The organism is Streptosporangium sandarakinum, from assembly GCF_050942225.1.
Lineage (GTDB): Bacteria > Actinomycetota > Actinomycetes > Streptosporangiales > Streptosporangiaceae > Streptosporangium > Streptosporangium nondiastaticum.
On record NZ_CP192034.1, the window covers coordinates 7,960,242 to 7,973,921 of the forward strand.

Below are 13,680 nucleotides of genomic sequence, written 5' to 3' on the forward strand. Positions count from 1 at the left end.
CGTCCCAGCCCTTTCCCGCGCCCGGCGCGGGCGGGCCGCGGGCCGTCTCGCCGTCCCGCTCCGCCGCGGCCCCGGATGCGGCAGGCTTGCGGGGTGAGCAGACTTGAACGCCGGATCACGGCGGCCGCCGAGGCCGCGCTCGCGCAGCGGAGGTTCGTCACCGCGATCGACGTCCTGACGGGCCTCGGCTGGCTGCACGCCCGGCACGTGGACGTCTGGCGGCAGGGCCGGGCCGCCACGCTGGAGGAGCTCGCGGCCGTCGACGGCGCCAGGATGACCGACGCGGTGGCGGTGCTCCGGCGCTGGGCGCTCTCCCGGGGGCTCGTCCCCGGCGAGACCGCCTACCTCTCCGGTGGCCGCGACCGCCGGGAGCTGCGGTTCGTCGCCGATGGCGACGACGGCGCCTTCCGGGTCCACTGGGTGTCCCCGGAGATGGGGGAGGCCGGGCGGCGGCGGCTCGCCGAGCGTCAGAGCAAGGTCCCCGACCTGGTTGTGGTCGAGCCGGAGAAGGCGTGGACGTGCGCCGGCTGCGGCGACACCGGTCCCTACCTGATCATGGAGGATGCCGGTCCGCACTGCCTGACCTGCGCGGACATGGACCATCTGGTCTTCCTCCCGGCGGGTGACGCGGCACTCAGCCGCCGGGCGAAGAAGGAGAGCGGGCTGGCCGCGGTGGTGGTCAGGTACAACGCGCGGCGCAGGCGCTACGAGCGGCGGGGAATCCTGGTCGAGGAGGCCGCTCTGCGACTGGCCGAGGAGCTGTGCCTGGCCGACGAGGAGGTACGGCTGCGCCGCCGGGAGCGCGACCGGGAACGGCGGGCGGGCGAGGACGTGGTGTTCCAGGTCCGGATGGCCGAGGCGATCCTGCGGATCTTCCCCGGCTGCCCGCCCGAGCGGGCCCGGGACATCGCCCTGCACGCCGGTCTGCGGGGCAGCGGCCGGGTGGGCCGCACCGCCGCCGCCAAGGTGCTGGACGAGAAGGCGATCACCCTGGCCGTCGTGGCCTCGGTGCGGCACCTCGACACCGACTACGACCGCCTGCTGATGTCCGGTGTGCCGCGCGCCGAGGCCAGGGACCGGATCCGCCCGGACATCGACCGGGTGCTCGGCGGCTGGCGCGGAACTGTCGGTGGTTCCGGCCATGATGACCGCCATGGATGAGTGGCGCGAGACCCGCCGGACACTGCGCGAGTTCGCCCTCGGCCTGCCCGAGGCGTACGAGGACCACCCCTGGGGCGACACCGTCGTCAAGGTCAACAAGAAGATCTTCGCGTTCCTCGGCGCGGAGGAGCCGGCCGGGGACCGGCGGCCCGCCGTCTGGCTGAAACTGCCCGAGTCGCACGGCCACGCGCTCAGCGTGGCGGGCGCCGAACCCTCGCGGTACGGCCTCGGCCGGGCGTTCTGGGTGACGATCCCGCTGGACGGCGGCGCGCCGCCGGAGATCGAGGTGCTGCTCGACTGGGTCGAGGAGAGCTACCGCGCCGTCGCCCCCAAGAGGCTCGTGACCGCGCTCGACGCCCTCGGCGGGCTGTAGCCGGCCGGGGCACGCCGCGGTCGACGCTCGATCGATGAGCGAACCTCCGGAGGCGGCGGAGACGCCGTCTTCCCCCGATCGGGCCGATACGCCACTCACCGGATCGGATCCGCATTCTGTCGGCGTGCCTCCACACAACGACATAAGGCGACTGTAAGTATCTTTCCTGCGACGCTGAGTGATCAGCGTAGGCGGGAACCGCTGTTCCGGCCGACGGGTCAGTCGCGGCCGTAGGGCCGCGTTCCAGAAGGAACGGTATCTCCATGGTCACGCCCAACTCCGAAGACGCCACGGCCACGTCCGTCCGGCCGAAGGGGCAGCGCCCGGTGAGGGGCCTGGCGGCGCTGGGGGTGGCCGGGTCGCTCGTCGCGGCCGTCGCCGCGATCGCCCAGCCCTCCTCCGGCGCGGCCCCGGCCTCCGCCGCCCACCTGCGGCCTTCCGTTTCGCCCGGCCCCCGGGTGTCCGGGCACGCCCAGGGCAGGGGGGCCGGAGCGGACGACCCCGGCGCACCGCGCGGGCTCAGGAACGACCGGCGGCCGGGGCACGGCTCCGCCCACGGAAACGGTGCCCACGGGAACGGTGCCCACGGGAACGGTGCCCACGGAAGCGGCGCCCGCGCGAACGACGCTCATGCGAACGGTGCTCGTGCGAACGGTGCTCGTGCGAACGGCGCTCACGGGAATCGCGCCCGCGCGAACGGCGCCCGCGCGAACGACGGATCCGCCGCGCTCGGCCCGGTGCACAAGCCGGTCAGCCCCACCAAACGGTTCGTCACACCGGGCAAGCGCGGCGGTTTCATCAAGCTGGGCTTCGCCCCCGAACCCACCGAGGTCCGGCAGCCGACCCCGGCCCCCACGCCGACCGTGACGACCACGGTCACGGCCACGCCCACCCCCTCGGTCTCCGAGACTCCCAGCGCCACCCCCAGCGCCGCCGCCACCCCCAGCGCGAGCGCGAGCGCCACCGCCACCTCCTTCGCCGTGTCGAGGTCCGTGGTGAGCCCCAGCCCGAGGCCCGGGCGGCCCCACCTGCGCCGCGGCTGGGACGACATCTGCCGGCCCCGCTTCCTCTTCAGGATCGACCAGTTCCACCCGAGGAACTTCTTCCTGGCCCGCACCCACTTCATCGACGGCCCGGGCGGCTCGGTGACCGCGACGGTGACCCGGCAGCACCGGGTGTACTACGAGGTCGAGTTCGAGCGGGAGAAGATCCAGCACAGGCTCAGGGCCCTGGAGATCACCAGGGGCCCGCGGCTCGACCGGGAGGAGGTCCTCCGCCTGATACGGAACAACCTCAACCCGCTGATCGCCGAGGAGTACATCGTCGAGGCGGGGCACGAGTACACCCACGAGATCTCCGACGACATGTACGGCCACCTGTGGTACCGCGTCTTCGGCTACCGGGTCGGGTTCTCGGCCTGGTTCCGGACCAGCACCTGCCGCTTCCACAAGGTCGTCGCCGGCATCGCCAACGTGCCCGCCAGGGTGGAGGGCTGGAAGTACTGGGAGACCAGTCGCCCGGTGTTCCACGGCCACGTGCTGTGGGACTGCCACACGAAGGGCTGCCGGCGCGGAATCGACCCCTGAGCCCGCCCCTTCGCTCCCGAGGTCCGCCTACCCGTGCCGTGCCGTACGGTCGCCGTACGGCACGGCACGGGCGGGCACGGCCGACCGGGCCGCGGTCAGGTGACGGCCAGCCGCCGCCGGTAACGCTCGTCCCGCCACAGCTCCTTGCCGAGCACCTCGGCCAGGGCGGTGGCCGCGTCGTGGACGTCGGCGAAACCGATGTAGAGCGGGGCGAAGCCGAAGCGCAGCAGATCGGGGGCGCGGAAGTCTCCGTGGACGCCGCGGTCGATCAGCGCCCGCATCACGGGATAGCCGTCCGGGTGCCGGAAGCTGACCTGGCTGCCGCGCCGCTCCGGGTCGCGGGGCGAGACCAGCTCCAGGCCGTACGGCGCGCACGACTCCTCGACCAGGTCGATGAAGAGCGAGGTCAGCGCCACGCTCTTGGCGCGGATCTGCGCCATGTCCACCCGTTCCCAGATGTCCAGCGACGCGTTGAGCGGGGCGAACGACAGCACGTGGGGGGTGCCCACGGAGAAGCGCCGGACACCCTCGGCGGGCCGGTAGGCGGGCTCGAAGGCGAACGGCGCCGCGTGCCCGTGCCAGCCGGTCAGGATGGACTCGGCGTCGGCGTGGTGGCGCGGGTTCGCGTAGAGGAACGCGGGGGCCCCGGGACCGCCGTTGAGATACTTGTAGGTGCAGCCGACCGCGAAGTCGGCCTCGGCCACGTCCACCTGGTAGGCCCCGGCGCTGTGGCACAGGTCCCAGATCATCAGCGCGCCCGCCCCCCGCACCCGGGCGGTCACCTCGGCGGTGTCGAGACGCGCCCCGGTCCGGTAGTCGACCTCCGACAGCAGCACGCAGGCGACGTCGTCCGACAGCGCGGCGTCGAGGGCGTCCGGGCCGTCGATGTCCCGGATCTCGTAGCCGCCGAGCGAGCCGACCAGCCCCTGGACCACGTAGCGGTCGGTCGGGAAGTTGGCGGTGTCGGAGACGATCACCCGGCGTTCCGGGCGGAGGCGCAGGGCCGCAGAGACGGCCTTGACGATCGCGATCGAGGTGGTGTCGCCCACCACGACCTGTCCGGGGCCCGCGCCGATCAGCGGGGCCAGCCGGTCGCCGGTGGTCAGCGGCAGGTCGAACCAGCCCGAGGCGTTCCAGCCGCCGACCAGTTGCCCGCCCCACTCCTCCGCCACGACCCGCGCCGTCGCGGCCGCGGCCGTCCTGGACAGCGCGCCGAGGGAGTTCCCTACCAGGTAGACGGTCCCGTCGGGGAGGACGAACTCGTCCCTGAAATGCCTGAGGGGGTCGTCGGCGTCGAGTGCCAGACAGTCCGCACGGCTGATGGTCATGAATCATCTCCGGGATGAGGCCTTCGGTCCGTCCATCATCGGCCATCGGCACCCGGCGGTACACCGGCCACCCCGGCCGTGGATCGGGCGTCCCGGCCACGGAGGCGGGACGCTCCGCCGTACGCCCCGGTCATGGGGCCGCGCCGCGCACCGGCCGTCCCGACCGTCCCGGCCGTGGATCGGGCGTCCCGGTGGGCATACGGTTCACTGGCCTCTGCGGCGGAACACCTCTGTGTCAGGACGCCGCCGCATCCGGGCACCGCATCAGGGCACCGCCGTATCAGGACACCGCTTTATCGGGACGACAAGCAGGAGGACCCATGGAGACCCGCACCGAGACGGTCACCGTCGCCGACGGCTCGTTCGACATGCACCTGTGGCTGCCGGAGGGGGGTTCGGGCCCGGTCGTCCTGCTGATCCAGGAGATCTACGGCGTCGGGCCGTACATCCGGAAGGTCGCCGAAGACCTGGCGGCGCTCGGGTACGTCGTCGGCGCGCCGGACCTGTTCTGGCGGCTGCGGCGCAACTGGGTGTCCGACCACGGCGAGACCGGCACGGCGGCCTCGCTGGAACTGGCCTCCGGGTTCGACCTCCCCCAGGGCGTGTCCGACTCGGCGATCGCGCTGGCGCACCTGCGGGCGCTGCCGGAGGCGCGGGACGGGGCGGGGGTGGTCGGGTTCTGCCTGGGCGGCTCGGTCGGCTACCTCCTGGCGGCGACCGCCGAGGTGGACGCGGTGGCGTCGTTCTACGGCTCGGCCGTGCCGGAGGCCACCGGCATGATGGAGAAGATCACCGCTCCGCTGCTGTTCGTGTTCGGCGGCTCCGACCCCTACATCCCGCGCGATCAGGTCGCCATCGTGGAGCAGGCCGCCGCCGGACGGCCGAACGTGGAGATGCACGTCGCGGAGAAGGCCGGGCACGCCTTCCACAACCACGAGGCCCCGCAGTTCTACGACCCCGAGGCCGCGCCGGTCGCCTGGGAGCGGGCCGTGGAGTTCCTCCGGCGCCACCTGGGATGAGCGCGACGCCCTGAAACGGGGCCTGCCCGGAGGGCCACCTTTCCCTATCCGGGGGATCGCCCACCCGGGACGACACCCGGCACCATTGCCCCCAGGCGGCAGGCATAGGAGTAATGGTGAAATATCACCGTTGCTCCGCTTTCGGCGGTTCGACCGGTCCTCACGGCTGCCCACCCGCCGGCCCTCCGCCCCGACCGGGTGACCCCGCCGACGACGTGCTGGTGAACACGGCGGGTGCTGTTCCGGCGACGACGACCACCCGCCGGTGGCGGGCATCCCGGATAGCGGCCGGGACCGTTCCTCGGTAACGGCCCGGTGAAACGCACGGAGATCGCCACACGGGCACGTTCCTCTCAAAAGAAGCACGCGACCAACCTCTGTATCTGTGCGATCGTGGACAAGACGGGGCAAGTTCTCTGGAGACGCCAAACCCGGTTGGTGACAGAGGGTGATCAAACGTGCAGCAATCCCCGGTACCTCCCGAGCCCCCGATCTACCGGCGCATCGCCGACGAGCTTCGCGAAGCGATCTTGTCCGGCGAGCTCCGAGACGGGGACCGGCTTCCGGGCGAGAACGCCCTCATGGGGCGGCACGGCATAGCCCGTGCGACCGCCAGACAGGCATTGTCCGTGCTCATCAACGAAGGACTAGCCGTGCCCAGGCGCGGCTCGGGGGTGTACGTCCGGCAGTTCCGGCCGATCAGACGGCACGGTTCGCGCCGGCTGTCCCACGAACAATGGGGACGGGGGCAGGCCATCTGGGAGTCCGACACCAGAGGCCGTCCCTACACCGTGGACGACATGAACATCGAACGGGAGACCGCGGAGGAGGCCGTGGCCCGCGTGCTCGGCGGCGCGGACGTGTGGGTCCGGCGACGACGCTACTCGGTGGACGGCAGACCGGTGCAGCTGTCGGTCTCCCACTTCCCCGCCGATCTGGTGGACGGCACCTCGATCACACGGGAGGACACGGGACAGGGCGGCGTGTACGCGCGGCTGAGCGACCTCGGCCATCCTCCCGCGCACTTCAGTGAGGAGGTACGGGCCCGCATGCCCCACCCCCACGAGACCGTCCTGCTCGACCTGCCGGCCGGCACCCCGGTCATCGTGATCTTCCGGACCGCCTACACGGCGGACGGCAGACCCCTGGAGGTCAACGAGATGATCCTCGACGCCGCCTCCTATGTACTCCAGTACGACTTCAACGCATAGATCAAGCCGATCTGTCAACCGGTAGGTTGACCTGTCCCTCACGATCATTGATTTCTCTAGAGAGGTGCCGCACCGTCGAAGGTGGAGCGTCACACAGTCGGGACCGGGCGCGGGGAAGGTGCGGGGATGTCATTCGACCGGCATCTAGCGGAAATCGCCCGGGAGTTTCCCGACTGGACGATCTGGCGGAGTGACGCGGGGCGGTGGTGGGCCACCCGCCACCACCCGCTGACGTCCGCGCAACGCGAGGCCGGCTGCGCGATGACGATCGACGCCGACGAGCCCGAGGGACTACGCGAGCAACTGCTCGACCAACAGGAACGTTCCGGCGGAACGTGCCGATGAGAGAGCCGCCCGGTGCCGGGGCCAGCGATTTCCGCGGTCCCGGCACCGGGCCCCCAATCGCGGAAGCCCCCGGGCCCTATCGGGGGCGGGGGTTTCCGCCTGGGCCGCCGCACCCGGACCGCTCCGCGCGGTCCGCGTGCGGAGCGGTCCGGGTGCGGCGCGGTCCCCACGACCGGGCCGGCCGGGCCGGGCAGAAGCCGAGCCGGATCAAAGGCTGAGCCGGATCAGAGGCCGAGCCGGATCAAAGACCGTGCCCCGGATCAGAGTCTGACGGTCGGCGCGGCCGGGGTTCGATGACCGTCGGCGCGACCGCCATCCGCGCCATCCGCCTCGCCATCGCCGTCCGCACGGTCCCCGCGACCCGCGCGACCCGCGTGGTCCGCACGGTCCTCGCGAGCCGCGTGGTCCGCACGACCCGCATGGTCCGCACGACCCGCATGGTCCGCACGACCCGCATGGTCCGCACGGTCCGGACCGCGCTCGTCGCCCGCACCGGCCCGGCCCTCGGCGTCCTCGGCGTCCCCGGCGTCCCCGGTCGCCTCGTTCTCCTCGTCGTCCTCGGCCACGATCACGCGGACGGCTTCGACGTCCGCCTCGATGCCCGCGTCCCCGTCGGCGCCGCTCTCCGCGTCCGGGCCGGCGACGTCCACGACCTCGTCATCGGAGCCGGGCACGGCCCCCGGCGCCGGGACGGGCGCCCCGGGGAGCGCCTGCGTCTCCTGGCCCGCCGGAACCGGGATCGGGGCGGGCCGTACGGGCGCGGGCGGCAGGACGGCGTCCTCGTCGACCAGGGGCCCGGCCGCGCCCTCCCGGTGGAGCAGGTCGCCCAGGACGGCGCCCATCTCGGTGAGACGGCGCACGACCTCCCGGTGGGTGTCGGTGAGGTAGGTCACCCGGCGGCCGGTCGTCTCGTCCAGGGCCGCGGCCCGCTGCTGGGCCGCGGTCAGCGTCGAGTGCGCCTCGGCGTTGGCGGAGGACACGGTCGCCTCGGCCTGGGCCCTGGCGTTCCCCACGGTGGCCTCCGCCTCGGCGCGGGCGCCCTCGACCATCCGCTCCGCCTCGTTCCGCGCCGCGGTGAGCACCCGCTCTGCCTCGGCGCGGGCCGCGCCGAGGGTCTCGTCGGCCTCCGCCCCCGCGTGGGTGAGCCGCTTCTCGGCCATGGCGGTGGCCTCGGCGACCCTGCGCTCGGCCTCCTGCTGCCCCGCCGCCAGGATCGCCTCCGCGCGCTCCCGCGCCGAGCCCACCAGCCGCTCCGCCTCCGTCGCGGCGTCCTCACGCAGTTTGCTCGCCTCGGCGATGGCCGCCTCGCGCTTGGCGGCCGCCTCCTCCTCGGCCAGCTTCAGTATCTGGCTGAGCCGCTGGCCGAGCTCGTCGTAGTCCTGGGGGGCGTCGGAGAGTCTTCGCCGGGCGTCGGCCAGCTCGACCCGGCTCCGTTCTACCTGCTCGGCCGCCCGGGTGAGCCGCTCCTCAAGGTCGCGGATCTGCGCGCGAGTGCGGTTCATGTACTCATGAACCTGGCGACGGCTGTAACCGCGCATCGCGACCTCGAACAGGTTCTCCTGCATCAGATCGGGAAAGCTGTCGTGCTCGTTTGTCATGCTGCTGCCCGTGGAGGTTGGTGGCGGAAAGGAGACGTCGGTAGACGACTTTCCTGCTTACCGGCCAAGTCCGCAACCGGAACGCCTCACCTGCTTGCGGAAATATCGGGCAAGCTCACGCCGCGTAACATCGGACGCGTGACTACCAACCCGTACATCGCCTCCCTCGACGGTGACGCGATCCCCAGCATCCACCCGGACGCCTACGTCGCCCCGGGCGCGGTGGTCGTCGGCCGGGTACGGATCGGCCGCGCCGCCGGCGTCTGGTACGGATCGGTCCTCCGCGGCGACGACGAGCTGATCGAGGTCGGCGAGGAGTGCAACGTCCAGGACCTGTGCTGCCTGCACGCCGACCCCGGCGAGCCCACGGTGCTCGAACCGCGGGTCAGCCTGGGCCACAAGGCCATGGTGCACGGCGCCCATGTGGAGACCGGGGCGCTGGTCGGCATCGGGGCCATCGTGCTCGGCGGGGCCAGGATCGGCGCGGGTTCCCTGGTCGCGGCGGGGGCGCTGGTGGGCCCCGGCAAGAAGATCCCGGCCGGGGTGCTCGTCGCGGGCGTCCCCGGCAGGATCGTCCGCGAGCTCACCGACGACGACCGCGCGTCCTTCGCCCGCACCCCGGACAACTACGTGGCCAAGGCGGTACGGCACCGCGCCGCCGTCCCGGTCCCTTCCGACCGGCTCCCCTGACCGCCGCCCCGCCGTTCCGGCCCCTTCCGGCCGGCTCCCCTGACCCCCATTCCTCCCGTCCCGGTCCCGGTCCCGGTCCCGCCCGTCCCCGCCGACGAGCACGGGCCCGTGAGAGGCGCGACGCCGTACCGCGTCCCCGGCCGCCCCGAGGCCCGGGACGGCCGGGGAGGCCGCGGGTAACATGGCCGCCGTGTCGCGCTGGGACTGTTTCGACGCCATCGAGGGCGACGTGCGCGCCATGGTGGCCGATCCGCGGTGGGCGGCGCTTCCGGAGCCCGCGCGGGCCCAGGCCATCGCGTCGCGCGTCCTGGCCGCCCCCGACGGCGGGCGCTGGCTGTTCGGCGCGCACGCCCGGTGGCATCGCCACGACCCGGCCGGCGGCCGCTGGCACCCGGCCGCGCCCCCGGTCGACCCGGAGTTCCGCGCCGCGTCGCGGGTCGCCCACGACACGTCCGTGATCCCGCGGCACCTGGTCCCGCACGGCCCGGACGTCACCGCCGACCGCGGCTCGGTCCAGGGGTTCGTCGGCCCCGACGTGCCTCCCCGGATCACCGACCGGGTGCGCGAGCTGCTGGCCGCCCAGCGCGGCAGGCGCCGCGAGGACTTCCCTCTCACCGGCCCGTTCACCGAGGTCTTCGCCGAGGAGGTGGCCAGCCCGGTGGCCGCCGTCTGGGGCACGCTCATGTGGTGTGCCTACGCCCCCGCCTTCGACGGCAACGAGGTGCTGCTGTCGGTGTTCGGCGAGTTCCTGGCCCGCCCGCTGCCCGGTGACGAGTGGGTCCGGTGGCTGTCCCCCTTCTCCCTTGAGGACCTGGCCGCCCTGTACGGCGAGCGGGTCAGGGCCGGGCACCCGGAGGCCGGGCGCCGCCTGGTGGCGCTCATGGCCGACACCGCGGGGGTGATCCGCGACGACCCCCGCTTCCGGCCCCGGGCGGACGCCCTGTCGGCCATGCTGGAGCCGGTGCTCCGCCGTACGGGCGCCGACCCCTCAGCCGCCCAGGCCGGCGACCACACCGTACGGCGGGCGTGGCTGGAGCGCTGCCCGCCCCACGTGACGCTGCCGGAGACCTCGCCCGGCGAGCACCTCCAGCACGTGGTCTACGACCTGGTCGTGGCGCTGGGGTTCGTCGCCGCCAAGGGGGCCGATCCCCGGGCGATAGCGGCCTCGCTGCTCGCCGCCGACCTGTCCGAGGCCGCCCCGGGGGCGGTCGAGGAGCTGTACCCGTGGCTGGAGCCGGAGCTGCGCCACATGCTGCGGGTGGCGCTGGACGATCCGTCGCACCCGCTGCGCAGGTGCTGGCCCCGCGCCGGGGAGCTGCCCACGGCCCTGCACCCGCCGGACCGGGCGGCGGCCGCGGCGCTGCTGGGCACGTCCTACGCCGCCGGGCTCGCCTGGTGCCGCCTCACCGGGACCCCGGTTCCCGAGCGGGGGTTCGCGACGGCTTCGGCGGTCGTGCACCGGCTGGTCCACGAGCGCGACGATCCGGTCCCGGACGACCCGGCGGACTCCGGAGACCCGGGGATCCCGGAGGTACCGAACGTCCCCGGGACGCCGTTCCGTCACTTCTGACAAAGATCCATTCAGTTAAACCACAAATGGAGTTATTTCTCACTTACTCCGCTTATAGCGTTCTCAGACGGCCGGTACCGCCGATTGGCTGAATTGTGATCTCGCAGCCGGGAAATGACCCCTCCGAGGGTGTGGTGGGGACGCCAGGAATGGTCCCGATGGGCCATGGGAACGCGGGGACCCTCCGCCGTAACCTCGAAGTGGGTGTGGGCTGCGGAAGGAAGGACGACGCGGTGGGGCACGACGACCTGGACTCTAGGGTCCACGACCGTGTCGCGTTGGACGAGATCGCGCTCTATGCCGAGGTGCTTACCGCCGTCGCCATCAGCGAACGGCCGCTTACCTTGGCGGAGCTCGACAACGCGCTCGGGTTGAGTGCTTCGGCGATCTGCTGAAGCCGTTGGGATGACCAACCGTCCGGAAGACCGGAAAGCGTCCCGGGCTCCCTCGAAGGGGTCCGGGACGCCCTTGTCCGGGTGACCTCCCCGGCCGCCGGGTGACTAGTCACGACCGGACGAGACGGGCGATGGCCGCCGATGCCTCCTTGACCTTCTCCTCCGCCTCCGGGCCTCCGCTGTTGATGGCGTCGGCGACGCAGTGGCGGACGTGGTCCTCCAGCAGGCCGAGCGCCACCGCCTGGAGCGCCCGGGTGGCCGCCGAGACCTGCGTCAGGACGTCGATGCAGTACGAGTCTTCCTCGACCATCCGCTGCAGGCCCCGAATCTGCCCCTCGATCCGCCGCAGGCGGGTCAGATAGGCCTGCTTGTCTGCGCTGTACCCATGCATGTCCCAACGGTACCCGCGTCAGGCGGGGCGAGCGGCGGCCTCGATCAGTTTCTCCCAGCGCTCGGCCACCGAGGATGCCCGGTGCGGGGCGGCGGCGGCCAGCGCGCCGGCCGCGAGCTCCCGGCGCCGCCGTTCGTCGTCGATGAGGGCGAGCAGCGCGGACGCGTACGCCCGGACCTCGCTCTCCCCCTCGGACCCGGCGCCGTCTCGGGCCTCACTCTCCCCCGCGGGTCCGGCGCCGCCCCCGTCCCCGCCCGGCCCCGGGGGGACCAGGACCCCGCTGCGGCCGTCGGTCACGAACTCCCCCGCCCCGCCGGGGCCGTCGAACCCGATCACCGGCACCCCGCTGGCCAGGGCCTCGATCACGGTCATCCCGAGCCCCTCGGCCCTGGCGGTCGTCGCCACGATCGACGCCTTGGCGAACTCGCCGGCGAGGTCGGGGGTGGTGCCCATGAAGTACACGTGGTTGTGCAGGTCCAGGTCGGCGACCAGGGCGCGCAGCCGCCGGTCCTCGGGGCCCCCGCCGTACAGGCGCAGCCGCCAGTCGGGGCGCTTGTCGGCGACGGTGGCGAACGCGCGGATCAGCAGGTCGTACGCCTTGGTCGGCACCCAGCGCCCGCCCGCCACGACGAGGCGGTTGTCCATCCGCGAGCGCGGCCAGGGGCCGTCGGGAAGCGCGTCCGGGATCGTGGTGACCCCGACCGTCCCCCCGACCAGGCGCTCCCACTCGGCGCGACCGGTCTCGGTGGCGGTGACGACCGCGTCCATCCTGGGGTAGAACCGCCTGATCGACGCGGTGACCGGCGGGCGGCCCCACTCGCGGGCGATCCGTACGGCGTCGCGGGGCGCGTGCCTGGCCGCCTGGACGCTCAGGCCCGGCCTGGTGCTGATCAGCACGTCGGTCTTGAGGGAGCGCAGCCGCCGCCACAGGGCGACGTCGGTGCGGACCTGCCCCGGCGGGAGCAGGTGCCGCACGCCGGGCCGGTCGTCGACCACCCACGACAGCCGCACCCCCGCCGCCACCGGGAAGAACGGCCGCTCCCGGTGGCGGCGGACGCTGAGGATCTCCACGTCGTGCCGCCGGGAGAGCTCCCCGGCGAGGTTGACGACCGACCGGGCGTCGCCGCGCATGCCGTAGACGGATGGGACGAGCAGGCAGATCCTCACCCGCCGACCTCGATCCTGAGCTCGTCGTCCAGCGTGTAGCGGGGCTGGATCGGCACCCCGTCGATCTGCGCGGCCGGGTAGTGCAGGCGGCGGCGCTTGCCGTCCACGTCGTCCAGCCAGGATCCCAGGCGAAGCGGCTCGGCCAGGTCGTCCACCTCCAGCGAGGGCTCCCAGGTGCCGGGGTGCTCGGGCGCGGCGGCCAGCACGTCGCACAGGGACAGCGCGGCGTGGAAGCGCACCCCCTGGACCGTCGCGCCGACCGTCAGCGCGGCGTCGGGCCGGCTGCGGCGCAGCGCGAGCCGCGCCTCGTGCCGTGACTCGTCGTCGTCGAGCCCGGTGAAGGCCAGGACCCCGGTGACCTCGAAGCGTCCCTCCCGGAACCACACCGCCCGCACCTCGGCCGCGGGCGCGACCCGGTCCACCCGCAGGGCCAGGAAGCCGGTGCGGGTGCGGTAGCAGCGGTAGGCCAGGGTACGGCGGCCCAGCGCGTAGGTCTCCAGACGGTCCAGGGAGAAGCCCGGATCGACGCTGTGGATCCGGGAGCGTGTCTCGCCGCGTTCGAGGTAGGCGTCCCAGCGGCCGGGGTCCAGCGACAGCGGGGCGAGGGAGACCGCCAGTGTCGCGTCCCGCGCCTCGGTCCCGAAGGGCCCCAGCGGCACCCGGCGCTCGGTCCCGGTGGCCCGGTGGCGCAGGACCAGGTCGGCGTGACCGGCGAGCGGCGCGTCGGCCGCCACGCGCAGTGACAGGACGTCGGCCAGGGTGACTTCGGCGTCGGTGACGATGACGCGCATCACCGGCCCCCTCCCGTCGAATGAGCTGTGCGACGTTGAGGTTACCGTGATTTAC

Annotated in this window: 13 protein-coding genes; 8 read left to right on the forward strand and 5 right to left on the reverse strand. The window is 73.2% G+C overall.

Translation table 11 applies throughout. From position 1 onward, the window contains the following. The first annotated feature begins 93 nt into the window (after positions 1 to 93). The 3 genes from ACQP10_RS36525 (at position 94) to ACQP10_RS36535 (ending at position 3,120) form a co-directional block, all read left to right on the forward strand. Positions 94 to 1,161 (forward strand): DUF2293 domain-containing protein, encoded by a 1,068-nt coding sequence (locus tag ACQP10_RS36525; protein ID WP_346018480.1) that lies wholly within the window; start codon positions 94 to 96, stop codon positions 1,159 to 1,161. Then, the gene (locus ACQP10_RS36530; protein WP_218911757.1) at positions 1,154 to 1,534 is read left to right on the forward strand and encodes an MmcQ/YjbR family DNA-binding protein; all 381 of its coding nucleotides are present in this window, start codon (positions 1,154 to 1,156) and stop codon (positions 1,532 to 1,534) included. The genes ACQP10_RS36525 and ACQP10_RS36530 overlap by 8 nt, the downstream gene beginning before the upstream one ends. Before the next feature lie 737 nt (positions 1,535 to 2,271). Next, positions 2,272 to 3,120, forward strand: a complete 849-nt coding sequence (locus tag ACQP10_RS36535) for a hypothetical protein (RefSeq protein ID WP_433540554.1) — start codon at positions 2,272 to 2,274, stop codon at positions 3,118 to 3,120. Between the two features lie 95 nt (positions 3,121 to 3,215). Here the strand turns inward: ACQP10_RS36535 and kynU are convergent, their stop codons facing one another. Next, positions 3,216 to 4,448 carry a kynureninase gene (kynU, locus tag ACQP10_RS36540; RefSeq protein WP_346018478.1) on the reverse strand — a complete coding sequence of 411 codons (1,233 nt, stop codon included), beginning with the start codon at positions 4,446 to 4,448 and terminating at the stop codon, positions 3,216 to 3,218. 320 nt (positions 4,449 to 4,768) lie between these two features. On the opposite strand from kynU, the gene ACQP10_RS36545 reads away from it, so the two are divergent. From ACQP10_RS36545 to ACQP10_RS36555, 3 genes are all read left to right on the forward strand, one after another. After that, positions 4,769 to 5,467, forward strand: a complete 699-nt coding sequence (locus ACQP10_RS36545; protein ID WP_399498537.1) for a dienelactone hydrolase family protein — start codon at positions 4,769 to 4,771, stop codon at positions 5,465 to 5,467. A gap of 458 nt (positions 5,468 to 5,925) precedes the next feature. After that, a complete protein-coding gene (locus ACQP10_RS36550) occupies positions 5,926 to 6,678 on the forward strand; it encodes a GntR family transcriptional regulator (protein ID WP_433540555.1) in 753 nt (250 codons plus the stop codon). A gap of 126 nt (positions 6,679 to 6,804) precedes the next feature. Further along, on the forward strand, positions 6,805 to 7,023 hold the full coding sequence (locus tag ACQP10_RS36555) for a hypothetical protein (RefSeq protein WP_179822071.1): 219 nt from the start codon (positions 6,805 to 6,807) through the stop codon (positions 7,021 to 7,023). Positions 7,024 to 7,283: 260 nt separating this feature from the next. Here the strand turns inward: ACQP10_RS36555 and ACQP10_RS36560 are convergent, their stop codons facing one another. After that, positions 7,284 to 8,621 carry a hypothetical protein gene (locus ACQP10_RS36560; RefSeq protein WP_433540556.1) on the reverse strand — a complete coding sequence of 446 codons (1,338 nt, stop codon included), beginning with the start codon at positions 8,619 to 8,621 and terminating at the stop codon, positions 7,284 to 7,286. Positions 8,622 to 8,759: 138 nt separating this feature from the next. On the opposite strand from ACQP10_RS36560, the gene ACQP10_RS36565 reads away from it, so the two are divergent. Then, complete coding sequence (locus tag ACQP10_RS36565) at positions 8,760 to 9,311, forward strand: gamma carbonic anhydrase family protein (protein WP_433540557.1); 552 nt, start codon at positions 8,760 to 8,762, stop codon at positions 9,309 to 9,311. Between the two features lie 181 nt (positions 9,312 to 9,492). Beyond that, a complete protein-coding gene (locus ACQP10_RS36570) occupies positions 9,493 to 10,881 on the forward strand; it encodes a hypothetical protein (protein WP_433540558.1) in 1,389 nt (462 codons plus the stop codon). A gap of 504 nt (positions 10,882 to 11,385) precedes the next feature. Here ACQP10_RS36570 and ACQP10_RS36575 read toward each other — a convergent pair. The 3 genes from ACQP10_RS36575 to ACQP10_RS36585 are packed head-to-tail and all read right to left on the reverse strand — an operon-like array spanning position 11,386 to position 13,625. Further along, complete coding sequence (locus ACQP10_RS36575) at positions 11,386 to 11,667, reverse strand: metal-sensitive transcriptional regulator (RefSeq protein WP_346018472.1); 282 nt, start codon at positions 11,665 to 11,667, stop codon at positions 11,386 to 11,388. Positions 11,668 to 11,685: 18 nt separating this feature from the next. Continuing rightward, entirely contained in the window at positions 11,686 to 12,834 is a 1,149-nt protein-coding gene (locus tag ACQP10_RS36580) for a glycosyltransferase (RefSeq protein ID WP_399498541.1), read from the reverse strand. Continuing rightward, positions 12,831 to 13,625: a hypothetical protein gene (locus ACQP10_RS36585; RefSeq protein WP_346018470.1), complete on the reverse strand. Its 795-nt coding sequence runs from the start codon at positions 13,623 to 13,625 to the stop codon at positions 12,831 to 12,833. Before ACQP10_RS36585 ends, ACQP10_RS36580 begins: the two co-directional genes overlap by 4 nt. Positions 13,626 to 13,680 lie beyond the last annotated feature (55 nt).